The organism is Paraburkholderia nodosa (assembly GCF_001718195.1).
Classification (GTDB): domain Bacteria; phylum Pseudomonadota; class Gammaproteobacteria; order Burkholderiales; family Burkholderiaceae; genus Paraburkholderia; species Paraburkholderia nodosa_A.
On sequence record NZ_MCNV01000002.1, the window covers coordinates 492,745 to 516,155 of the forward strand.

Consider the following 23,411-nt stretch of genomic DNA (forward strand, 5'->3'; position numbering starts at 1 on the left):
GACTCTGCGCGCTCAGTGCGCGTCGATGATATGTTCTTGTGCGCGCTCCGCGAGCCATTCTTCGCGCAATAGCCGCCGCACCTCGGACGAGACGTCCGCTTCGAGCGACGCCGGATGCTTTGCCGTCACGCAAAAGATTTCGAAGAACGAGCCGTCCGGCGCGGGAAACGGGCCGAGCAGGTCGCCGACCTGCGCGTTGAACACCTTCGCCTCGATGTCGGTCTTCAACGACCCACGCAATACCTTGCCGATCACGCCGCCGCGCTCGCTGGTATCGGCGATCGAATGCTCACGCGCCATTTCGCCGAACGCCTGCGGCTCGTCCTCGAGAATCGACATGACCTCGCGCGCCTTGCCTTCCGAGTCCACCACGATGTGGCTCACTTCGATGCTGTCGAATTTCGGCGAATTGAGCTTGAAGTAGCTTTCGACCGCCTCGTCGTTGCAGATCAGGTTGAAGGTCTTCTCCTGATAGAGCGTGTCGGTAATGAAGTGCTCGAATTCGTCGAGGCTGATGCCGAACACGTCCAGGTAGCGATTCATGTCCGCCGCGCGGTGCAGCCCCCGCACGCGGCGAAACTGGTCGGCGCGTTGCTGGATTTCGTCGGGCTCCACCTTTACGCCCATTTTCTTCGCGGCGATGACCGTGAGCCGGTCGCGCACCTGCTGCTCGACCAGGCTCTCGAACTGCCCCGTGAGTTTCAGCACGCGGATGAAATCTTCCGTGTCGATCGCTTCGTCGTCGATCCGTACGATTGTCGTCATTGCGTTCCCCTGATTTCCGATTCCCGAAATCTGAACTGGTGAATATCTTCAGCCAGCGACCTGCCGGAACGGGTCCAGCGCGAAATCGATCAGGCGCCGCTCGCGCACTACGATTTCGGCGGTTGCCGTCATACCGTAGCGCAACGGATACGTCGCGCCGCCAATCGAAAAATGATCGCGCGCGAGACGCACGCGACCCTCGTAAACCGGTTCCTTCGTCTGCACCTGCGGCTTCGTGGTCGGCGAAATATATTCGAGCGTGCCGTCCACCACGCCATAGCGCTGGTACGGAAACGCGTTGAACTTCAGCTTCACGGGCAAGCCTTCATGCAGGAACGCGCGGTCCTGCTCCGCAATCGCCACCTTCACGACCGGGCGCGCGTTGGCCGGCGCAATGCCGCCTAGCGGCGTGTTCGCCTGGATCTTGTCGCCGGGCTGCGTCGTCGTCACGTCCGTGATCACGCCCGAGACCGGCGCGAGCACGAGCAGGAAGTTGTCCTTGTCGATGTTCTCGAAGCGGATGCGCGCCGCGGCGTCGGCGGCAAGGCGCGCGGTTTGCACCTGCAGGCGCAACTTGTCCTCGGTATTGGCGATTTCGCGCTCCGTCGCGTCGTATTCGATGCGCAGCGACGTGAGCTGCCCGGCACTGCCTTCGAGCTGCGCCTTCGCCTGAGCGAAGTCGTGGCTCGTTTGCGCCTGCAATTCGCTGAGCCGCGCCTGCGCGATCCGGTAGTTGTTATCGGCCTGCAGGAACGCGCTGCGCTTTTCCTCGACCTGGCTTTGCGAGACCCCGCCGCCGCCGGGCAGCGCGAACAGCCGCTCGTACTTGTCCTGGTCTTCCTTCGCGAGGTCACGCACGTGGCGCGCGTTGTCGATATTGCCGCGCGCTTCGTCGAGCTGGGCGTTCTCGGCCTGCTGGAGCTTGCTCGTGCCTTCCGCCACGCGCGTTTCATGCAGATGCATTTCCACGTCCATCTGCGCCTTGAGTGCCTCGGCCTTGCGCTCCATAAGCGCCTTCTTTTCGGGGAACGCCTTCCAGTCGCGCTCGGCGTCGTCGAGTTTCAGGCGCGCGTCGAGCGCGTTGGTCGCCGCCTGGATCGCGCCGCGTGCATTGATGCGGCCAATGACGTCGTCCTTCTCCACGGGCTGACCTTCGGCGATGTAGATATCCACGAGTTCCCCATCCACAGGCGCGTAGATGCGGCGCACCTCGGACTCCGGGGCAAGCGCCCCCTGCGCGCTCACGATGACGTCGGCGCGGCCGACGAACGACCACAGGAGGCCGCACACCACGAGCGCCACCATCGTGATGATCGTCGCTTCGATGAGGCGCCACGGACGCGCGGTGAGGATCGCCACCCCTTCCTCGCTGTGGTCGCCCAGCGCCTCGCCGAGCGGCCGCGGCGGTTCGGGCGCGGCATGCCCATCATGCATGCCGAGCGCCTTGCGCAGGCGCTCAATGAGCTGGCGCGGATTCACCATGCCCTCCCGCTAGCGCAAGCTTTTCGAGCGCGCCCGCATGGGCCGCGAACGGCGGCGTGGCGAAGTGAGCGGCGGCCAGGCGGTCGTGCACGGCCTGCACATGGCCCGCGTGCGCCTCGCTGTCGATCTGCTGATACTGGTCGACGTCGGCGCGCACGGCATCGAGCCCCGCGAGGCGCGGATAACGCTGCGCATAGTCGCTCAGCATCGCGGTGAGCGCGTCGAAGCGGTCGCTCGCGAGTGCGCTGTCGATTGTCTGCTGGATGCGCTCGAGCGCGGCCACATACACCGAGTCGTCGCTCTGCAGCTTGCGCAGGTGGCTGAGCGAATCGGCATACACGGCGGCAAACGCCGGCACGTAGGCCGAAATCCGGTCGAATGCACGCTGATGCTCGCCGGGGTCGTCGTTCCAGCGGCTCGTCAGCGCATGGATCGGCGCCTCGTCGCGATAGATGCGGATCGGCGCCTGCGGGCCGCCCCGTCCCTGCACGAACGATTGCAGTGCGCCGATCCAGCCGATGTTTTCCACGAGCGACGCGGCGTCCGGGTTGTGGCGCGCGAGCGTACGCATGTCCTCCACGATGGCACGCGCACGGTCGAACGCGCGAGCGTTGATCGCGGCGACCCAGTCGGGCACGTCGGCCTTGATGAGCGCTTCCGTCCCCATCGCGCGCCACGTGCTGTCGTTCGGGTGGCGCGTGAGATATTGATCGGCCATGCGCGCCGCGCTTTCGAACTGTCCGCTTGTGAGCAACGCCTGCATGTCGCGCTGCGGCGCACCCTGGAAATACGTGAGCGCAACGAGCGCGACGATCACGGCAATCGCGCCGCCGCCCCAGCGCGCGAACGCGCCCATGTTGATCTTTCCGCTGCCGCCCAGCGCTTCGCTCAACTCACTCAGGAAGACCTCGATCCTGCCGCGCCGGCGTCGCGCGTCGTGGCCCGGCTCCGGCGCGGGTTGCGGCGCATCGGGATTGATTTCGTCGTCCTGGGCAGGCGCGGGGGGCGTGCAGAAAATATCGAGAAACGAGTGCGCGCTGCCAATGAACGTCGTGCGGTCTGCATCTTCGGCGAGCACCGCGGCGCGGCGCTCGCGCGTCGCCGTCACGGTGGCATCGCTTCCACTCGTGCTTTCGAGGCCAACCCGGTAGACGAAGTGCTCGCCGCCAAAGGCGATCCGCTGGCCGTCTTCGAGCTTGACCGCATGATCGTCGAGTCGCTGTCCGTCAAGGAACGTGCCGTTGGTGCTGCCCAGATCTTCGACGTACATCGCATCGTCTTCGGCGTAGATGTGCGCATGACGGCGCGACAAATAGTTCACCTGGTGCGGATACGCGTCGTGATACTGCGAAAAGGTCTCGTCGGCCTTGCTGACGAGGAACGGAAAGCTCGTCACGACGATCTGCTGCAAACCCAGATCGGCGCGCACCGGCGTGAGCGTCACCACGGTCGCCCGCGCGGTCGCCCGCACCGTACGCGGCGCGAAGCTCACGCGAAACGCGAGCGCGCCGGCAAAGCTGAGTTCGTCGCCGTCTTTGAGAACGTGAGGCTTCTGGGTGACTTCGATGCCATTGACCGCCGTGCCGTTCTTGCTGCCCAGGTCGGCCACGTAGGCCGCCGCGCCCTCGCGGAAGATGCGCGCATGACGGCGCGAGACATCGACGACTACCTCGGGCTTCGCCTCGGCAAAAGGCGGCTGGGTCCGCCCGACTGCGAAAAGATCCTTGTCGATGCGGATCTCGCCCAGCTCTGCATGCGATATCGGCCGCAGCACGATATCGAACGTTCGGTCGAGCGATGTCTGGCTCTCGGCAATGGAAGCGGCGTCAGGCACCATGATTCCGCCAGCGATCAGCAGTTGTGAGCCGGGACGCGCGTGGCGCAGGCGCCGCGTGCGCACTGACTCTCCGTGTGGAGCCGCGCGCCTTGCACATGGCGATCGGGGTGTGAGAAAAGTGTAGGCGACTGTTGGCTGGAGTCAAACAACTGACGCGGCCCGCTGCGACCAGCGCGCTCACTTGACGGGCGCTGCCGACACAGCGGAATTCGAGGCCACGCTGGCGACATCGACGTCGGGCCAGCCGCCGCCGATTGCCTTGTAGAGGGTGACGGTGTCGCTCAGGATCAGTTCATGGTTGGACAAAAGCGACTGTTCTGCGTTTGCGAGCGAACGTTCGGACTCCAATACTTCGAGCTGCGACACCAGCCCTTCCTTCAACTGCGCCTCGACCTGCGCCGCGACGGTGCGCAGCCGCTCGTTCTGCTGCAGCAGTTCGATGCGCTGCTTCTTATGCGCGTCGAGGTTCACGAGCGCGTTCTCGACTTCTTCGAACGCCGTGAACACCACCTGGCGATACTGCTCTTCGGCGACCTTGCTCTGGGCCTCGGTCGTCTTGATGTGGGCATGCACGCTGGGGTCGAACATCGGGAAGTCGATGCTCGGCATGAAGCTCAGCGTGAACACCTTGAATAGATCGGAGAGCGAGAACGCGGCCGTACCGGCGCGGCCCGTAAGACTGAGAGTCGGCAATTGCGCGAGCCGCGCGGAACCGACTTCGTCATATGATTCGAGAATGCGGTACTGCGCGGCCACCACATCGGGACGGCGCCCCAGCAGCTGCGCGGGCAGGCCCATGGGCACATCCGGCAACTTCACGCGCTCGCGCAACTGGCCCGACGGCATCTTGAACTCGCCGGCGGGCACGCCGACCAGCGTGGAAAGCGCGTTTTCGGCGGTATCGCGCTCGCGGTGCAGTTCGAGCAGTTCGTTCGTGACGCCATTGACTTCCGCGCTCTGGCGCAGCACCTCGGTCTTGGGCGCGACACCGTTTGCGTACATCTGCTGGTAGATGGTGAGAATCTGCTTGTTCCGCCTGAGCGTGTCTTCCTCGTCGCGGATCTGATCGTCGAACTGGAGGATCTGGAAATAAGTGCTCGCCACTTTCGTAACGAGCGTCAAATAGCCTGAGCGCCAATCCGCTTCGCTAGCGTGATACTCGGCCTTTTGAGCCTGCACGCTTTTTTCGACTTTGCCCCAGATATCGATGTCCCAGTTGACCTGAGTGGCGACGTTATAAGTCTTCGAGAGCGCTAGCCCCGTGCTCTTCTCATAGTCGATACCCGCGCCCGCGTCGACCGTGGGAAGTGCACCGGCCTGCACTTCCCCGATCTGCGCGCCGGCTACGCCAATGCGCGCCGCCAGCACCCGGATATCGATATTGCCCGCAATCGCCTTTTGGATGAGTGTATTCAGGTAGGGATCGTCGAACTCTGTCCACCACTGCGGATTGACCGTATCGGCCGCGGAAAACGTGCGGCTCGTATGCGCCCAGGCGTCCTTCTCAGGCATGTCCGGGCGCCGATACGCAGGCGTGCCCAGATCCGTGCAGCCGCACAGCGCCACGGCACACAACCCGGCCGCTCCGACGACGCGGGTCAGCCAGCGCGACGCGCCGCGACATACGTGCGCGGCGGACGGCGAGAGCAGTGTGTTCACGATCGACTCCTTAAGGGAAAGGCGGCGAAGGACGCGACGAAGAAGCGGTGTGCAGCGGATGCGGTGGAGGGCGGCGCCGTGGAGGCGGGTAAGCCTCCACGGCTGGCAGCACGATCAGAAGTTGATCGTGTTGTGAGCCGTTTGCACGGGGTTGGTCGAAGCGTGGAGGTTGTTCACGAACGCCACGTCGTTGCCCGTGTTGGACAGGATGGTGTTCGTCTGGCCGATCAACTGCGATGCGGAGAAGTTGGTGGAGTCGACCTTCACGCTCGGCATCGTCGGGTAGCAGACGGGCCACAGGCCCAGGCCGCCGCGCACGGCGCTCATTTCACGGCGGTCGAGTTCTTGCGCGACGCTCAGGTCGGCGATCATCAGCTTGCTCATGGCAGTTCTCCAGGAATGGATGCAACACTGTTGGGATTGTGAGCTGCATGGTTGCGGGCTCGGGTCCAACAAGGCATGAGGCGTGCCAGATGCACGAGTGCGCGTGCGCACGGCGCGCATCGCCCGTCGCATAAGGACTGTTCTGGAATTCCCGGAGTCTCACGCGCGGCGCGTGGCGCGTGCGCGTCGTGCGTGGTGATGGGCGCGCGCCAACGCGTCGATCGGCTTATGTTGGCGCGCTACGAACACTGTTTGCTGGGGGAAAGTGAAAGCGTCGCAAACGTTCGAATCATCCCGCAACATTCGCGATCGATTCGTATGGATCACTTAACGTAAATGGTGATCTTCTTCGAGTACACCGGCGGGTTGTGCGGCACGTGGTGGGCGTCGCCCATCAGCAGCTGCAGCGTATGTTTGCCCGGCGGCAACTGCAGCATCGTTTCGGTCTGGCCGGCGCCGAAGTGAAGGTGATTGCGATCGGATGGAATGGGCTGATCCATCGGCGGCAAGTCCGTATCGACGAGCAGGTGGTGGTGGCCCGTATTGGGAAACTCGACTTCCGCGGGCGCCACGCCCATGTTGCGCAGGCCGAACCAGACGCGAAATGGCCGCCCGGCCGGCATGACCTGGCCGTCGTTGGGCCAGCCGATATAAACGTGCGCGTTCGGGTCGACCGGCGTCGTGCCTGCTTGCGCCGCACCGCCCGCGAGCAGCACGAGGCTGGCAGCAAAAACGAGGAACCTGTTCATGGCGTGCACTCCCGCTTCTTTTGCGCTGCGGCCAAAGCCGGATGTCCTTCGCTACTTGACCGTGACCGTGATCTTCTTCGAGTAGACCGGAGGATCGTGCGGCACGTGATTGTAGTCGCCCATCAGCAACTGCAGCGTGTGCTTGCCCGGCGCAAGCTCGACCCGGGCTTCCGTTTCGCCCGCGCCGAAATGCAAATGATTGCGATCCGACGGGATCGGCTGATCGAGCGGCGGCAGGTCCGTGTCGATGAGCAAGTGATGATGGCCCGTGTTCGCCTTGTTGATCCCCTTGGGGCAAACGCCCATGTTGCGCAGGCCCATGCGCACCCAGAACTTGCCGGTGGGAATCGTCGCGCCGTCGGGCGGCCAGATGATGTAGACCTCCGCGCCGGGCGGCGACGGGGTGCGCTCGGCAAACGCGAGGCGCGGCATCAGAACGGCCGCTGCCAGGGCCAACAGGGTTGCTCTTCGTTGCATCTTCGTGCTCCTTGTTCGGCAGACGGCGCGCCGCTTTGGAGTTCGGTGCGTGTTCTACAGCTTAGGACGGATTCAAGCGGACGGAGATAAATCGGCGCCGCGCGTGCCGGTGCCACCGAGTTACTGCATCGCGCGGCGTGCGTGCTATTTTGTAGTTGTGCGCAGGCAGTGCCTGTGCCGGCGGCGGCCCGCGTTTCATGCGAGCGCGGCTGGCGACTGCAGCGGGGTAGCGCACCGTCGGCATTGAAAGGCGATGACGCCTGGGTATGCACCCGGGTTGGCACCTGATAGGGAGAACGAACATGTGGCGGCTAGTGTTGCCTGTGTGCCTCTTGATCTCGCTAGGCCTGACTTCGACGCTACGTTCGGCCGCGCCGGCAGCGCATGACCGTTCGGCTCCGGCACGCGAGCAGCCGCGTCTCGAGCCGCAAGCTCCTGGCCGGTACGCAAGCGCCCACGCCGGACATGAGCGCCTCACCGCGGCCGGCGCAGCGCGGCAACGCTATGGCGTCGCGATCGTGCGCGTTGGCCTGATGCCGAAAGACACCTCCCAGGAATACGAAATCACGTTCTGGAATTCGATCAAGGACAGTCAATACGCGAGCGACTATGAGGCGTATCTGAAGGCCTATCCGAACGGACGCTTCGCGCCGCTCGCGCAGGCCCGCCTGACGCGTTTGCGTGCGGAGGCATCGAAACCCGCTGCAGCCTCCGCCACGCCCGCTGCTTCCACCCCGCACCCGGCTAACACCCCCGCGGCCGCCGCTCCCACCCCGGCACCCGCGCCAGCGCCTCAGGCAAAGACACCGCCGCCCCCACCCGCGCAGACCACGGCAGCGCCCGCCTCCGCACCGCCGGGCGCCGCGACGAACGCGGCAACGGCTGCAGCTGCGGCGGCAGTTGCTGCCAAGGGCAATCCGGCCATTTCGAAGCCGGGTCCACACGACATTCAGGACTGCCCAGCTTGCCCGGTGCTGGTCGCGGTGACGCCCGGCAACTTCACCATGGGCATCGACACCGACGACGCCTCGGAGCGGCCCGCGCACCACGTGACGATCAGCCATAGTTACGCGCTCGCGAAGTATGCGGTGACGGTGGCGCAGTGGAACGCGTGCGTTGCCGCGAGCGCCTGCCCGCGCCTGTCGAACGAGAACAACGCCTCGCCGAACGCCCCCGTGCGCGACCTGAGCTGGGACGACGCGCAGCAGTACGTGAAATGGCTTTCGAAGATCAGCGGCAAGCCCTACCGCCTGCCGACGGAAGCGGAATGGGAATATGCCGCGCGCGCCGGCACCGAAACGCGCTACTGGTGGGGCAACGACATGCGCAAGGGCACGGCGAACTGCAAGGACTGTGGCCCGCCGTGGCACGTCGAGGCGCCCGACGACGTCGGGTCGTTCCCGGCCAATGCGTTTGGCTTCTACGACATGGCCGGCGGCGTTTGGGAATGGGTCAGCGACTGCTGGCACAACTCGTACAAGAACGCGCCGAACGATGGCCACTCGTGGGACGAGCCCAACTGCCAGACGCGCGTGATTCGCGGCGGATCGTGGCGTGACGGCGCGGGCTATATGCTCGCCGCCACGCGCTTCAAATACGACAGCAGCGTTCGCTACGAAGCCAATGGATTTCGCGTAGCGCGCGACATGAAATAATGCGGATCGCGCTGCGGGTCTCGCCTGGAGACGCACATGGCTTGCGATGTTCCGATCACTCGCCGGACATTCCTCAAGGCCATGGGGAGCGGCGCGGTCACGATGTCAGTCAGTTCCATCACCGCGTTCACGGCCGCCAGCCCAACCGTACCAGGCGCGACGCGCGCCCACTCCGCACTACCGCCGCCGAACGGCACACCCGACTGGGCGCCGGAGCCCGGCAAGGCGCGCTGGCGCATCGAGGGCGTGAGCAAGGTCACGGGTGCGAAGATCTACGCGCGTGATTACAAGGCGCGCGACTTCGAAGGCTGGCCGAAAGAAGAAAACTGGCTATATGCGCTGAGATGCAATTGCGTCGACAAGAATTTCGAAGGCTTCGATCTGAGCGTATTGCCGCGCAATCTTCGCCCGATCGCCGTGGTATCCAACCAGACGTTGAATGACAATCGCATCTATCTCGCGGCCGAAAAGGATCCGGTCGCTAGCCAGGATATCTATCTTTTCGCGCAGAAGGGCAAACCTGCCAATTGCTACGGCCAGCCCGTCGCCTTGTTGATCTTCGAAGACTTCGATACGTATCGCCGCGCAAAGAAACTGCTCGATTTCAACGAGTCCGTGATCCGTTACGGCGCAACGGTACCGGAAAGCGCCATCACCACTTTGTATCCGTCCGCGTCCAAGGTTTATGTGCGCGACGACGCGAGGTCGTTTTCGAACCTCCAGCGTAGCAGCCTCCCCTTTGAGAAGTTCACCAAGGCACGCGACAGCGCAAGTAAAGAAATTTACGATCTGGCCAGCGCCAGGGTCGACAGCAAGGCCTGGCACCAGTTCGATGGCGCCTTCAGAACGCCCGCAATCGATCCCGTCTTCATGGAACCGGAGTCGGGACTCGCGTGGTTTCAGGCGGATTCCGGTTGTCTGAACCTGGTGCTCGGCACACAATCACCGCGCGGCGACTGCATATCCGCATGTAAGTTGTTCAAGGACAGCAATATCAACGTCAAGCACGTTCACGTGATCAGTTGCTACCCAGGCGGCGGATTCGGCGGCCGCGACGAATCGTATTTTCCCGTTTATCTCGCGCTCGCCGCGCCCTTCGCGAAGGGGGCGTTGCGCTGGCAGCAATCGCGCTATGAACAATTCCAGGTCGGATTGAAACGCGCGGAGACGGATTTCACGGAGTCCATCTGGCTCGACGAGAGCGGCAAGCTCCAGGCGCTCGTCAGTTCCTTCAGCTTCAATGGCGGCGCCAAGGAAAATCTCACAGGCCCCGTTGGCGACCTTGCCGCCATGAGCGCCATGAGTTGCTACGACATTCCGCGCGCCATTGCGCAAAGCTCCGTGAGTTATACGCCCGCGTTGTTCGGCGGCTCGCAGCGCGGCTTCGGCGGTCCTCAGGCTTACCTCGCCATCGAAACGCTCATGGACGAGGCCGCCCAGGCGCTGCACAAAAGTCCATTCGACATCCGACGCACTAACCTGCTCCGCAAGCAGCACGGCAAAACGCTCACTGGCGCACCCATTCTGTTCCATCTGCAACTCGCCGAGCTGCTGAACCAGCTTGAGGCCCACGAGTTATGGCGCAACAGGGAAAGCGTGCGCGCGCAACGCCACGCGCTCGGGTTACGGTATGGCGTTGGGCTCGCCATGTCGAACCAGGCCTACGGTACCGGCAAAGACGCCGTATTCGCGATGGTGCAGATTCAGCCGAACGCGGGCCTGCATGTGCTCACGCATTACACGGACATGGGCAATGGCGCGGCGACGACGTTGGCCCTGGCTCCTGCGGCGTGCCTTGGGCAGAACGCGCAGAAAATCACCATGAACGAAGTCGAGGCGTTTCAGATACCGGGTTTCGATTACACAAAGCTGGGCATCCTGGATGCTACCGGAAGCAAAGCGATCTCGGCCCCCTTCGGTTCTTCGAGCGCCTGCCTCGGTGCGTTCCATCACTTTCAGGCCGTAGATCGCGCCGCGATGGTGTTGATGCTGCAAAGCGTGCTGCCTGCCGCACGCGCAATATGGAACAACCCGCACATCGAGCGGCATGACCTCACGTGGACAAATGGCAAGCTGACCGCGGCCGGTCACCCGGCAATCAGCTGGCCCGCGTTGCTCGACGAGATCAACCGCCAGCAGTTGCCTACCGTGGCCGCCGCCCATGTGACCTATGCCGGCGGATTCTGGAGAAGCCGGTACACGTTCGCCTCGGGCGCCGTCGAGATGGACTGCGACTTCATAGCCGTTGGCCCCGATACGCACCATCTCAAGGGCTTGCCTCACGGCAAGTTGCTGCCGCCACACGATACGTTCAATTTCGGGCGCACGAACTATGCGCCTTCGGCAGCGCTCGTCGCGGTGTCCGTGAACCCCGAAAGCGGCCACGTAAAGGTCGAAGAGGTCGTCACGACACTCAGCGCCGGCCGCCTGATCTGTCCTGAAATCGTGCAAGGCCAGTCGCAAGGCGCGGTGGCCATGGCGATGAGCAATGTGCTGAGCGAAGCGTGTCCGCTGGGCAATCACGGCCCCGGCGACGGCACGTGGAATCTCGACCGCTACCTCATCACGCGCATGACCGACGTCCCGCGGCAGGAACTGATCGCGCTGCCGCCGCCGGAAGGGGACCATCACAGCGCGCGCGGCATCGGCGAGGCCGTGATGTGCCCCATTGCGCCGGCACTGCTGAATGCGCTGGCCATGGCAACCGGGCATCGCTTCAGGGAAACCCCCGTCACGCCCGACAAGATACGCGAGGCCCTGCAGTGAGCGAAGCCGACGTCAAGATTCACGTGAACGGACGCGCCGTGACGGTACCGGCCGCCGATACCGATATGAGCCTCGCCGAATTCCTTCACGAACGCCTGGACCTGACAGGGACCAAGGTGTGCTGCGGCATTGGCGCGTGCCGTGCGTGCACCGTGGGCCTGCGCAGCAGCCAGGACACGCTGATGGAGAAGACTCTGGCGTGCGTCACACCAGTAAGCGCTGTCGCGAATCAATATATCTTTACCGTGGAGAGCCTCGCGGACGGCGACAGGCTTTCGCCGCTGCAGCAGACTTTCCTCGAATCTTTCGCGTTTCAGTGCGGCTACTGCACGCCCGGCTTTCTGATGGCCGCGACCGCCATGCTCGAACATGTGAAGGCGTACCGCATCAGCGGAGACCAGCTAGAAACGGAAATCGACACCTGGGTGGGCGGAAACCTGTGCCGATGCACAGGCTACGTGAAGTATCGCGAGGCGATTCGCAAAGTCGCGCAAATGCAGATGAAAAGCGGAGGATGACCATGTCTGTCCGCGTCCGCCTGTTCGCTCTGTGCTTCCTCTTCGCCGTGCCGCTTGCCGCTTTTACGCATGAGCAGACCTTGCTCGAATACGCCGATCAGTGCGTGAAGGAAATTGGCGAAATCCCGCCGTTCAACTGCAATGACGGAACGGAGATTCCCATTACGATCGATGGAAAGCCGCCCGGGCCAAACGAGTCCCCGACGCGATGCGACAAGCCTTCATTGCTGAGTCCAACTTCGGAAGCAAAAGGTCAATGCATTCCGTTTTCGAAGATCCTGAATCTATCGCGCGGCAACACGCAAATTTCCGCGTATTGCCGGCGCGACGCGCTGCGCCCCGATAACGACCCGCACTATGACGGCGTAGTCGTCGTGATGCATCACTCAGGCAACGGCAAGACCTGCTGGTTCGAGGCGAAGCCACAACCGAAATCGCAAGCCAGCGTGTCCGCGAGTGGTGGATTCGTGGCGACCCGCGTGCCGCCGCCGAACGAGAGAAAGCCACCTGCAGGACACACCTCCGCAGTCGAATTCTGGGCGACACCCGCAGTGGTCGCCTCCGAAAAGCCCACCTGCCTCCAATGCCACGACGCAGGCCCCTTCATCTTCAGCCCGTATATCGGGCAAGTGTGGGACAAGGTGCCCACCGACCCATGGGGTAAGTATTCGAGCATCGGGCAGGCCTTCTCGTCGTATCACCTCATGACGATGAGCACACCGGGCAACACCTGCATTGGCTGTCACCGCATCGGCAGCGAGCAGAGCTGCACCGCCTTTCTCGGACTCTCTGTGGGCAATCAGAAAGCGCCTGGCAACGACCGGCTCGCCAACAGCTATCCATGGGACCACTGGATGCCGACCGACAACGCCATGAGCAATGAACAATGGGACAAGGCAAATCTCGCGTCGGTCAAGGCCTTGCTGGACTGCTGCAAAGACGCGGCGCACAAGGACCCGAATTGCACGTTCACACCCATGCCTTCGAGTTCGAACAACCGGTCATTGCATTGAGCGCGCCCGGTTCAGGTCGGCATGCCGGCCCAGTAAGACACGGCGTCCTGCCGATCGAACACGAACGTCTTGAGGGCGACCTGGCTCTCGGGAGAGAGCGTGTCGAATTCGAGTCCGTGCAGGGTGAGCCCTGCCTGCGGGTTATCGGCGCGCAGATTGCGAATCACGGCGACGGCCTGGAACGTCGCCCCGACGTTCCCCGCTTCGATCGGAAACACCACGCATATGCGCTCGCCGACCTCGCCGATCTTGCGCCCGGCGGCGAGCGACATCCCCAGCACGCTGATATCGCAGCCAATGCCGAGCCGGTCCAGTTCCGAGCCCGTCAGGTCCACGCCATAGCGCACCGCGAGTTGCGTGCGCACGCGCACGGCCCGGCGTTCGCGCAGCCGGCGTATCGTGCCCGGTTCGGAGAGCACGAGATAGCGGAACGGATGCGTGCAGACCGCCTCGACGGTGCAGACGAGCCAGAACACGGCTTGTGTTGCGATCGCAACGATCTCGACCTGTTCGCCCTGAAACGGCTCCCACGCGGGTTTGGCCGCGGCGGGCGGCGTGACGAACATCGCGCCGCCGGGCCGGAAACCGATCAGCCGGCACGGCAGCATCTCGCGCCCCATGCCCGCCTGGCTGCGTATGCCTAGCAGCGCGCCAATGGCGAGATTCATGTCGTCCAGCGTCAACGGCCCTTTGCCACGCTCGCCACGGTCGGCCAGGCTGTCTTGCGTGCTCGCTAGACTCGCCTCGTCTGCCGTGTTGCGATAAGGCTGGAAGTGCGCGAAGAGGAAGTCGCGCTGCTCGCCGTTCAGCGTCCCGCCTTGCGGCAGCAGCATCGTTCCGTCATGGTGAAACACCGCCAATGGCAGCGGCGTTTCGAGGGGCAACTGCCCGGGGTCCGCGAGCAGTTCCAGCGTTTTAGACGCAGTACCGCTGCCAGGCTCGTGAAGGTGCATGACCGATAGCGTGTGAATTTGTTGGTTTTGTTCGATGCCGCATTGTGACCGAAATATAGTGACAGATGTCAATAAATATGCGGCTATCTCGGGTCTTGTTTAACGAAATATCCATGCCACATAAAACCCGCGATTACGCGCCACAATATTTCTATTTCCGGATCGTCTACACGGGTATGGAACCGCCGCCCACCCCCAGCCCGCCGAGTACGCAGGACCGCGAAATCGCCGAGACCGTCGCCCGCGAGCGCTCGAGGCTGCGCAACTTCATCCGCCGCCGCGTAGTTGACCAGGACGAAGCCGACGACATTCTCCAGGACGTGTTCGAGGAACTGGTTCAGGCGTGGCGGCTGCCGGAACCCATCGAGCAGGTTGGTGCGTGGCTCTTTCGCGTGGCGCGAAATCGCATCGTCGACCGGTTTCGCAAACGCAAGGAAGTGCCGCTCGTCGAGCCGCAAGAGGGCGAAAGCGAGTATCGCCTCGACCTCGCGCTGCCCTCGCCCGACGCCGGCCCTGAGGCCGCTTACGAACGCGCAGCGATGCTCGACGCACTGCGCGCCGCGCTCGACGAATTGCCCGCCAGTCAGCGTGAGGTGTTCATCGCGCACGAACTGGACGGGCGCAGTTTCAAGGAGCTGGCCGCCGCGAGCGGGGTGGGCGTGAACACGCTGCTCGCGCGCAAACGTTATGCGGTGCTGCATCTGCGCGAACGTTTGCGCGCGTCATGGGACGACCTCGAGATTTGAACCGAAGGAGAATGGAATGAAGTTTCGCCGCAAAATATTCGCCAAGGCGCTGCTGATGGTGGCGGTCATCGCACTGCTGGGCGCAATCGTCATGGGCCTGTGGAACTGGATCGCACCGGCGATCGTCGCCAATGCGCATGCCATCGACTATCCGCGCGCAATCGGACTGCTGGTGCTGTGCCGGATCCTGTTCGGCGGTTTCCGCGGGCATGGCGGCTGCCGCCGACGCATGCACTGGCACCAGTGGCAACAATGGCAGCACATGACGCCGGAAGAGCGCGAGCAACTGCGCAATGGCGCCACGCCGCCCGCGCAATAAACCCGTGCCAGCCTCGCCCCGCCTCGGGCTGGCACAATCCCTTCATTGTCGATCCGCCAGGAAGCTCCATGCCAGATGTCGCCGCCCGCCGCCCTTCCCGCGTCGCGCCCCTCTTCGCCCTTTTGCCCTTCCTGCGCCCCTATGCGGGACGCTGGGCGCTTGCTTTCCTCGCGCTCCTGACCTCGGCGGGCGCGACGCTCGCGCTGCCGGTGGCATTCAAGTACCTGATCGACCGTGGCTTCGCGAGCGGCGATCGCACGCATATCGACCGCTATTTCATCGCGCTCTTCGTGGTTTCGCTGATTCTCGCCGCGGCGACGGCGCTGCGCTTCTACTGGGTCTCGTGGCTCGGCGAGCGGGTGACGGCCGACATGCGGCGCGCCGTGTACGACCACGTGATACGCATGAGCCCGCAGTTCTTCGAGACCACGCAGACGGGCGAAGTGCTCTCGCGCCTCACCACCGACACGACCCTGATCCAGACGGTGGTGGGCACCAGCCTCTCGCTGGGCCTGCGCAACGTGCTCCTCACGGTCGGCGGCGTGGCCATGCTCGTCGCGACGAGCCCGGTGCTGTCCGGCTACATCATCGCGACACTGGTCGTTGTGGTCGCACCTATCGTCATCTTCGGGCGGCGCGTGCGGCGGCTTTCGCGCGCGAGCCAGGACAAGGTGGCGAGCGCAAGCGCCCTGGCTGGCGAAGTGCTCAACGCCATGCCCACGGTGCAGTCGTATGCCCAGGAGTCGTTCGAGGCAAAGCGCTTTGGGGGCGCCGTGGAAGCGGCCTTCGAAACGGCGCTCACACGCATTCGGGCGCGTGCCGGATTGACGGCCGTGGTGATCGTGTTCGTGTTCGCCGCCGTCGTGTTCGTGCTCTGGCTCGGTGCGCAGGCGGTACTGGCCGGGCAGATGAGCGCCGGCCAGCTCTCCCAGTTCATTCTCTACGCGGTGTTCACGGCCGGCGCCGTGGGCGCCGTTGCCGAAGTGTGGGGCGATCTGCAACGGGCCGCGGGCGCCACCGAACGGCTGCTGCAACTGCTCGCCGCGCGCTCGCCGGTGGCGCAGGCGGCGGCAACCGTACCGCTGCCCGCTCATGGCGCGGGCATCCGCTTCGACAACGTTGGCTTCTCCTACCCTTCGCGCCCTGGCATTGCCGCGCTCGACGCCTTCTCGCTCGACGTGCGCCCGGGCGAACATGTCGCCCTGGTCGGTCCGTCGGGCGCGGGCAAGACCACGCTCTTTCAATTGCTGCTGCGCTTTTACGACCCGCAATCGGGCAGCCTCAGCATCAACGGTGTGCCGACGCAACAGGTGTCGCTCGCGGCGCTGCGCCAGGCGATCGGCGTCGTGCTGCAGGAGTCGGTGATCTTCTCGGGCAGCGTGCTCGACAACATTCGCTACGGCTCGCCCGACGCGACGCTCGAAGCCGTGCAGCGCGCCGCCTCCATGGCGGCGGCAGCCGGCTTTATCGAGGAACTGCCGCAAGGCTACGACACGTTCCTCGGCGAGCGCGGCGTGCGCCTTTCAGGCGGTCAGCGTCAGCGCATTGCCATTGCGCGCGCGATCCTCAAGAACCCGCCCATTCTGCTGCTCGACGAGGCCACCAGCGCCCTCGACGCCGCGAGCGAACGCCTTGTGCAAACCGCGCTGGACAACGCTGCCCAGAACCGCACGACGCTCGTCATCGCGCATCGCCTCGCCACCGTGCAGCAGGCCGACCGCATCATCGTCATGGAGCAGGGCCGCATCGTGGCGCAAGGCCGGCATGCGGACCTGCTGCAGAGTTCGCCGCTTTATGCGCAACTCGCGGCGCTGCAGTTCGGCGCGCAGCACCCGAATACCGTCACGTAACCATCAACCGGGCCGCCTGGGCGCGATTCGCGATTGCCTGCCTGCGTTGTCGAACGTTCGCAAATCGAAGCGCCGCCCAAGCGTGGGTTAGCGCACATTCAAAGCTTTCAGAAAAATTAATCCTGCTTCCTGTCAATCCGCCCTCTCCGTTTGCGGCGATCGTCGCCGCCATCACCTCAAAATAATCCACTCAGCCTGAAGTCGAACGGCCTTCGCCAGCTCGCCTGCGGAGTGTCTTTTCTGCGATGAATTACTTAGGAGAACGATGATGAATCCCCAAGGTACACCGCGCAACCTCGTCGAAGCCCATGCGGGAATGAGCGGCCTGAACGAAGAGTTGACTTCGATTTTCCCGCCGCGCTTCAATCACTATGACCCTGCGCACCTCGCCGTACTCGCGCGAGGCATGCAGTCAGCAGCGGACACCGTATCGAACGATCCCGACCCGGAGGAGAACCTTTATGTACCGGCCGGCTACACGTATTTCGGCCAGTTCATCGATCACGACCTGACGCTCGATACCACGTCGCAGCTAACCTTGATCCAGGCGCGCAAGACCGGGCAGTTGCCCACGAACCTGCGCACGCCGCGCTTCGACCTCGATAACGTGTACGGCCCAGGACCCGACGACGCGCCCTACATGTATGCGGACGAAAACCACCCGCACAAAGGGATTTATCAGGGCGCCTCGCTGATCGAAGGTCACGACGATCTGCCGCGAACCGGGAATGCCTATAACGCTCGCGCGATTATCGGCGACAAGCGCAACGACGAGAATTCGATCGTCTGCCAGATCCAGATGCTGTTCCTGCGTTTTCATAACCGCGTGGTCGCGCGGCTCGCGAAAGCCGACGTCACGCTGCGCGGAAGCGATCTGTTCGAAGCGGCGCGCGCACAGGTGCGCTGGGCGTATCAGCGCGTGCTGGTCGAAGATTTCCTGCATCGGATCGTCGATTCGTCCGTCGTCGATGCATTCGTGACCGCGCACGAGCAGGACCGCGCGCATGCCTACAAGCTTTATGGTCCGGGCCCGGCGAGACGCAACCTGCCGCGCGAATTCACCGGGGCCGCGTACCGGTATGGCCACTCGGGCGTGCGCAACGGCTATGTGCTGAACGACAACTTCAGTGCACCGATATTCGACGGCACGAATGCCAACAAGGACAGCCTCGTCGGTTTCGACCGGCTGCCCGAAACACACGTGATCGACGACTGGCAGCGCTTCTTCCCGCGCGAGCATCCGTTGCCGGGCGAGAAAGGCGGGCCCGGACTCGATGGCGCGAACAAGGCCGCCACCGGCGTTGCCGACAATGCCTCGAACGACGTCAAGCGTCTGCAATACGCGTACAAGCTCGATCCATCGATCGTCGATCCGCTTTCGAAACTTCCGCACAGCGTGTCCGATGTGCCGATTCCCGACGCGGCAAACAATCTCGCATCGGCGAAGGGCTTTCGTTCGCTGGCCATGCTCAACCTGTTGCGCGGCAACGTCTATGGCCTGCCAAGCGGTGAAACGGTGGCGAGCGCGCTCGGCGTGACGCCGCTCGGTCCCGACGAACTCGTGGTGCGCACCCAGGTTTCGAGCGATCCGTCGAAGACCTTCCGCTTCGATCGCATTGCCTCGCTGAATGCGGATGGCGAGAGCCCGGCGCTTGGCGACACGTTCAAGGACGATACGCCGCTATGGTTTTATATCCTCGCTGAAGCGCAACGGCCGGTGCTCGAACTCGCGCCCGTCGGCGAGACGTTCAGTGAAGACGACATGCTCGGCACGCAGGACGGCAAGCTCGGCGTCGGCGCATTGACGCGCCTTGGCCCAGTGGGGGGCCGCATCGTCGTCGAGGTGTTTTACGGGCTGCTGGACGAGGACCCGGATTCGATCATCCATCGCACCGGTAGCGCGCCCGCGCTCGAAGCCGAGATCTTCAGCAACGCGCCCGCCACGTTCTCGCAGATCATCGCTTTCGCGACCGCCGGCGAATGGCGGCTGATACCGCTGAAGGCGGTCGTCGACCTGGCGGCCTGAAGTCCCCGCTACCGAGGGGCGGCCAGGCGCGCGACGCTGCGCACCTGGCGCGGCAGCACGATATACATGCCCCATGCCACAAGCAGTATCGCGCGCAGTGCGTTTGCAAGTGGCTGCGCAGAGGAGACCCCTACATTGGTAATGGCGAGGCTGGCCGGCAAGGTCCACGCATACGTGATCAAGCCGAGCAGCGTGGCGCGCCAGAAGCCGAAACGCCTGGGTGCGGGCATGGCGTGCGCGGCCAGTCCGCGCCGCACCATGTACCCCACGAGCGGCAGGCTGAGCAGCAAATACGCGAGCATGGGCACGATGAAGGGCATGCCGGCAATCGCAAGCGAAATGGCCGGCGAAGATTGCGCGAGGTCGTGCGGCACCCGGTTCGCGGCGAACGCCATGAGCGGCGTCGCGATCTTTCCGAGCGATAAGCGCAACACGGAGAAGGCCACCACGAAGAGCAGCGCGCTCGCGAGCCACTGACGCCAGGCGCAGGACCACCAGAGATAAAGACGCCGGCCGAACGACACCCCGGGATTCAGCGTAAACAGCGCCCACTTGTCCCGGCGCGCGCCGATGCACGCGAGCACGACGAACAAAATGCCGGCGACGACGAAAACGTGCTCATTCCATACCGTCAATTGCGCGTGCTGATCGACACTCGCCGAAGCCGGCGTGTTCGAGGCGAAATTCTGCAGATGCCGCGCAATATACTCAGAAGGGCTGAGGGCCTGCGAGGATAGCGGTGGAGTCATCGCGCCTCCGTCTTCCGTGATGCACTGCCGCATGGCGATTTCGTTCAAAAGCGCACACTGCATCACAACGTGACATATCATCGAGCTGTATCACGACGTCTCAACCCGTGCCGATCAGGATGGAGCGATACCGAGGGACGTATCATTTCCACCCGATCCGGCGAAGCCAACATCCCGGCCGATCGGGGCACGTTTTTTGCGCACCACCGGGACCCTGGCCATGCGTTTTGCATTGGCCATATCGCCCTTGCCTTGGGGGTGCGAAATGAATGCCGATCAACCGGGAGCCACGCTCCTTTCGGACGAAGACGCCCAACGCCAGTTGCGCCGCGCCGTAATTGCCAGCACCATCGGCACGACGATCGAATGGTACGACTTTTTCCTCTACAGCATTGTCACCGGGCTTATCTTCGCGAAGCTGTACTTTCCTGAATCCGACCCGCTAGTCGGCACCCTGCAGGCCTTTCTGATCTATGCCGTGGGCTTCGTCGCACGGCCAGTCGGCGCGGCCATTTTCGGCCACTATGGCGATCGCGTCGGCCGCAAAGCCACGCTGATCGTCACGCTGCTGCTCATGGGAGTCGCCACCTTCGCCGTGGCCTTCGTTCCGACCTATGCCTCGATCGGCATCTGGGGCGCCGTTCTGCTCACGGTGCTGCGCTTCATCCAGGGCGTGGGCGTGGGCGGCGAATGGGGCGGGTCGGTCCTGATGTCGATGGAGTGGGCGCGCACCAATTCGCACCGCGGCTTCGTTGCTTCCTGGCCGCAATTCGGCGTGCCGGCGGGACTCTTCATCGCCAATCTCGTGGTGCTCGCCGTCAGCGCGTTCTCCGGAGACGCCTTCATGACGTGGGGATGGCGGGTGCCGTTCCTGCTGAGTATCGTGCTCGTCGCGATCGGCCTCTATATCCGGCTGAGCATTCTCGAAACGCCGATCTTCGCGAAGCTCCTCGCCGAGAACAAGATCGAGAAAACGCCGATGCTGGAGGTCATTCGCCGCCAACCCAAGGACATTCTCCTCTCGGCGTTGGCGCGCATGGCCGAACAGGCGCCGTTCTATATCTACACGGCCTTCGTCTTCACGTATGGCGTGAAGACACTGCACGTTTCGCGCGACCTCATGCTCACTGCGGTTCTGGCTGCCGCCGTGCTGCAGTTCGTGACCATTCCGTTCTTTGGGCACGTGTCCGACCTGATCGGACGCAAGCGCATGTACATGATCGGCGCGTTGGCCGCGGGCATCTTCGGCTTTATCTACTTCGGCATGCTGGATACGAAAAACACGGCTTTGATTTTCGCGGCCGTGGTGCTTTCGCTCGTGCCGCACGCCATGCTGTATGGTCCGCAGGCGGCGTTCATCGCCGAATCGTTCACGGGGCGGCTGCGGTACAGCGGCGCCTCGCTCGGTTATCAGCTGGCTTCCGTGATTGCGGGCGGCCCGGCGCCGCTGATCGCAACGGCGCTCTTCGCGTATTACCGCACGGGTTATGCAATCGCGATCTATATCGCCGTGTGCGGTGTGATCAGTCTGCTCGCCGCCTGGCGCATGGGCGATTACACGAACAAGGATATTTCGCGCGAATACGACGACGCGCGCGGAACAGGAGATCACGGGCACGCTTCCCGCCCCGCATGATCGGCTGCTGAAAAACACAGCGCGCCCCTTGCCGACGAATCTGGCAGGGGCGCGCTTCTTTCTACCGATCAACAACGATCAGCGATCCTCAACGGTCAAACCTTCGGTGCCTTGTCGAGCACCACGCCCGTCGTCGGATCGAGGTACAGCCTGCGATCTTCGTGGCCGCGGCCGCGGCGGTCGAAGTCGAACATGCCCATGATGCTGCCTGCCGTCGCATCGAACGAACCGCCGCCGATGCGCTGACCGTCAAGCCAGTTGTCTTCGATGAAACGCACCACGGACGCCTGGTCGATCAGCGTATGGTCGACGTAGTTCTCGCGCGCCCACGGCGAGATCACGACGAACGGAATGCGCGTGCCCGGACCGCAGCGGCCGTTCACGGGCTTGCCGTTCAGGCCGGCGGGCGCCGAACCCGTGCCGCAGATGCCGGCGGCCGTCAGCTGGTCGGCCACGCTGTCGTACGAAGCGCTGGTGGGCTGCGCGTAGGCATGGTCGTACCAGCCGTCCGAGTCATCCCATGCCACGATCACGGCCGTATCTTCCCAGTCATGCTGATCCTGCAGGAAGTTCACGACCTTCGTGACGAAAGCCTGCTCGTCGAGCGGATCCGAATAACCGGCGTGGCCGTCCTGGTAGGCCGGAGCCTTCAGGAAGCTCACCGACGGGAAATTGCCCGCCTTCACGGCAGCGAAGAAGTCGTCGGTATCGTACTGGTGATTCGCCGGGTCGGGGTTGCCGTTCTTGCCCTCGGTGTGACCGATCGCGGCGAGCGAGCTCGGACGCAGATGCTGCGGGTTCGAGGTCGAAGCATAGTACTGGAACCAGTTGTGGTGCGGAATATAGTCGGCGGTAGCCGAGCCCACCACCGGCGAGACCGTGCTGCGCTTGCAGCCGGTCGTGCCGTTGCTGTTCGTCGTCGCGAGGTTGAAGCCTCCCATGAAGCCGCCCCACGAAACGCTACGCGCGTTCAGCAGGTCGCCGATATTCTTGCCGGTCATCTGCGCCTGGTCGGTCGCGCTCGAGCAGAGGTCGTAGGCCGGATCGACGTCGTTGATCATCGTAAAACCGTTCTGCCCGTCGTTCACATAGTACGAACCGGCGGTCGAAGGCTTCTTGGTCGTGAGCACAACCTTCATGCCGTTGGTCTGGCCCGAGACCACTTCGAGCGCACCGGGCGTCGACGGACCGTAGGTCGACGTATAGGCGTTATCGCTCATCGCGAAGTGCTGCGCGTAGTTCCACAGCGCCGTGACGGTGTTGCCGTCGTAGTAGCCCATCACCTGGCCCTTCGTGCCGAACGCGCCGGCGCCGCCGCTCGTGCCGTTACCCGTGTACAACGGGAAGAGGTCGGCATGGCCGTCGTCGTACGCCTGCTGCTCGGCCGTATAGGCGTGGTTCTGGTCGGCCGTGGCCGCCTGGGTCCGATCCAGACGGAACGGATTGGCAGCGCCCGTGCCATTGGCCGCATTCGTGAAGTTCGGATTCTTCGTCAGCAGCGTGCCCGTCAGACCGTTCACTTCGGGCGTGCCCGGTTGCGCCTTGAATGCTGGCTCGCCGGACGGGTTGGTCGCATGCGGGTAGGTCGCGAAGTAATGGTCGAACGAGACGTTCTCGCCATAAATCACGACCAGGTGCTTGATCGGAGTGGCGGTGTGATTGTGTTCCGGATGATTCTTGTCGTGATCGTCACCAGCACTCCACGCAATTGTCGATGCGAATGCTGCGGCTGTGAGCGAACCAACTGCGACGTGACGCCATTGCATTTTCGGCTCCTGGTTGGTTTCGTATTGTCGGGATCACCGTGAAGCCGGGTGAAGGCGTTAT

General features: G+C 63.7%; 19 protein-coding genes. 9 read left to right on the forward strand and 10 right to left on the reverse strand.

Translation table 11 applies throughout. The features are described 5' to 3' along the window. Positions 1-12 precede the first annotated feature (12 nt). The 7 genes from BFD71_RS05520 to BFD71_RS05550 all read right to left on the reverse strand — a co-directional run bounded on the left by BFD71_RS05520 (position 13) and on the right by BFD71_RS05550 (position 7,353). Positions 13-765, reverse strand: a complete 753-nt coding sequence (locus BFD71_RS05520; protein ID WP_069262259.1) for a peptidylprolyl isomerase — start codon at positions 763-765, stop codon at positions 13-15. Between the two features lie 48 nt (positions 766-813). Further along, positions 814-2,199 (reverse strand): HlyD family efflux transporter periplasmic adaptor subunit, encoded by a 1,386-nt coding sequence (locus tag BFD71_RS05525; protein ID WP_069262433.1) that lies wholly within the window; start codon positions 2,197-2,199, stop codon positions 814-816. A 22-nt stretch (positions 2,200-2,221) separates the two neighbouring features. Next, on the reverse strand, positions 2,222-4,147 hold the full coding sequence (locus BFD71_RS05530; RefSeq protein ID WP_256094498.1) for an FHA domain-containing protein: 1,926 nt from the start codon (positions 4,145-4,147) through the stop codon (positions 2,222-2,224). Between the two features lie 114 nt (positions 4,148-4,261). Further along, positions 4,262-5,734: an efflux transporter outer membrane subunit gene (locus BFD71_RS05535; protein WP_083245092.1), complete on the reverse strand. Its 1,473-nt coding sequence runs from the start codon at positions 5,732-5,734 to the stop codon at positions 4,262-4,264. Between the two features lie 123 nt (positions 5,735-5,857). Continuing rightward, on the reverse strand, positions 5,858-6,127 hold the full coding sequence (locus BFD71_RS05540; protein WP_069262261.1) for a hypothetical protein: 270 nt from the start codon (positions 6,125-6,127) through the stop codon (positions 5,858-5,860). A 323-nt stretch (positions 6,128-6,450) separates the two neighbouring features. Then, entirely contained in the window at positions 6,451-6,876 is a 426-nt protein-coding gene (locus tag BFD71_RS05545) for a DUF4399 domain-containing protein (protein ID WP_069262262.1), read from the reverse strand. Between the two features lie 51 nt (positions 6,877-6,927). Next, positions 6,928-7,353, reverse strand: a complete 426-nt coding sequence (locus tag BFD71_RS05550; protein ID WP_069262263.1) for a DUF4399 domain-containing protein — start codon at positions 7,351-7,353, stop codon at positions 6,928-6,930. Between the two features lie 302 nt (positions 7,354-7,655). Here BFD71_RS05550 and BFD71_RS05555 point away from each other — a divergent pair, with 302 nt between their 5' ends. The 4 genes from BFD71_RS05555 to BFD71_RS05570 all read left to right on the forward strand — a co-directional run bounded on the left by BFD71_RS05555 (position 7,656) and on the right by BFD71_RS05570 (position 13,305). After that, complete coding sequence (locus tag BFD71_RS05555; RefSeq protein ID WP_370684248.1) at positions 7,656-9,008, forward strand: formylglycine-generating enzyme family protein; 1,353 nt, start codon at positions 7,656-7,658, stop codon at positions 9,006-9,008. Between the two features lie 102 nt (positions 9,009-9,110). Further along, entirely contained in the window at positions 9,111-11,774 is a 2,664-nt protein-coding gene (locus tag BFD71_RS05560; protein ID WP_256094499.1) for a xanthine dehydrogenase family protein molybdopterin-binding subunit, read from the forward strand. After that, positions 11,771-12,292: a (2Fe-2S)-binding protein gene (locus BFD71_RS05565; RefSeq protein WP_069262265.1), complete on the forward strand. Its 522-nt coding sequence runs from the start codon at positions 11,771-11,773 to the stop codon at positions 12,290-12,292. The genes BFD71_RS05560 and BFD71_RS05565 overlap by 4 nt, the downstream gene beginning before the upstream one ends. 2 nt (positions 12,293-12,294) lie before the next feature. Further along, positions 12,295-13,305 carry a hypothetical protein gene (locus BFD71_RS05570; protein WP_069262266.1) on the forward strand — a complete coding sequence of 337 codons (1,011 nt, stop codon included), beginning with the start codon at positions 12,295-12,297 and terminating at the stop codon, positions 13,303-13,305. Positions 13,306-13,316: 11 nt separating this feature from the next. Here the strand turns inward: BFD71_RS05570 and BFD71_RS05575 are convergent, their stop codons facing one another. Beyond that, complete coding sequence (locus tag BFD71_RS05575; RefSeq protein ID WP_069262267.1) at positions 13,317-14,258, reverse strand: flagellar brake domain-containing protein; 942 nt, start codon at positions 14,256-14,258, stop codon at positions 13,317-13,319. Positions 14,259-14,434: 176 nt separating this feature from the next. Between BFD71_RS05575 and BFD71_RS05580 the strand changes: the two genes are divergently transcribed. The 4 genes from BFD71_RS05580 (at position 14,435) to BFD71_RS05595 (ending at position 19,199) form a co-directional block, all read left to right on the forward strand. Then, entirely contained in the window at positions 14,435-15,004 is a 570-nt protein-coding gene (locus tag BFD71_RS05580; protein ID WP_069262436.1) for an RNA polymerase sigma factor, read from the forward strand. A 16-nt stretch (positions 15,005-15,020) separates the two neighbouring features. After that, on the forward strand, positions 15,021-15,323 hold the full coding sequence (locus tag BFD71_RS05585; protein ID WP_069262268.1) for a hypothetical protein: 303 nt from the start codon (positions 15,021-15,023) through the stop codon (positions 15,321-15,323). 68 nt (positions 15,324-15,391) lie between these two features. Next, positions 15,392-17,173, forward strand: a complete 1,782-nt coding sequence (locus BFD71_RS05590; RefSeq protein ID WP_069262269.1) for an ABC transporter transmembrane domain-containing protein — start codon at positions 15,392-15,394, stop codon at positions 17,171-17,173. A gap of 265 nt (positions 17,174-17,438) precedes the next feature. Continuing rightward, entirely contained in the window at positions 17,439-19,199 is a 1,761-nt protein-coding gene (locus tag BFD71_RS05595) for a peroxidase family protein (RefSeq protein WP_069262270.1), read from the forward strand. Between the two features lie 8 nt (positions 19,200-19,207). Here BFD71_RS05595 and BFD71_RS05600 read toward each other — a convergent pair whose 3' ends face one another. Beyond that, the gene (locus BFD71_RS05600) at positions 19,208-19,948 is read right to left on the reverse strand and encodes a hypothetical protein (protein WP_141710579.1); all 741 of its coding nucleotides are present in this window, start codon (positions 19,946-19,948) and stop codon (positions 19,208-19,210) included. A 265-nt stretch (positions 19,949-20,213) separates the two neighbouring features. Here BFD71_RS05600 and BFD71_RS05605 point away from each other — a divergent pair, with 265 nt between their 5' ends. Next, the gene (locus tag BFD71_RS05605; protein ID WP_069262271.1) at positions 20,214-21,584 is read left to right on the forward strand and encodes an MFS transporter; all 1,371 of its coding nucleotides are present in this window, start codon (positions 20,214-20,216) and stop codon (positions 21,582-21,584) included. A 95-nt stretch (positions 21,585-21,679) separates the two neighbouring features. Here BFD71_RS05605 and BFD71_RS05610 read toward each other — a convergent pair whose 3' ends face one another. Further along, positions 21,680-23,350, reverse strand: coding sequence for a phospholipase C (locus BFD71_RS05610; RefSeq protein WP_083245073.1), 1,671 nt, complete (start codon positions 23,348-23,350; stop codon positions 21,680-21,682). Positions 23,351-23,411 lie beyond the last annotated feature (61 nt).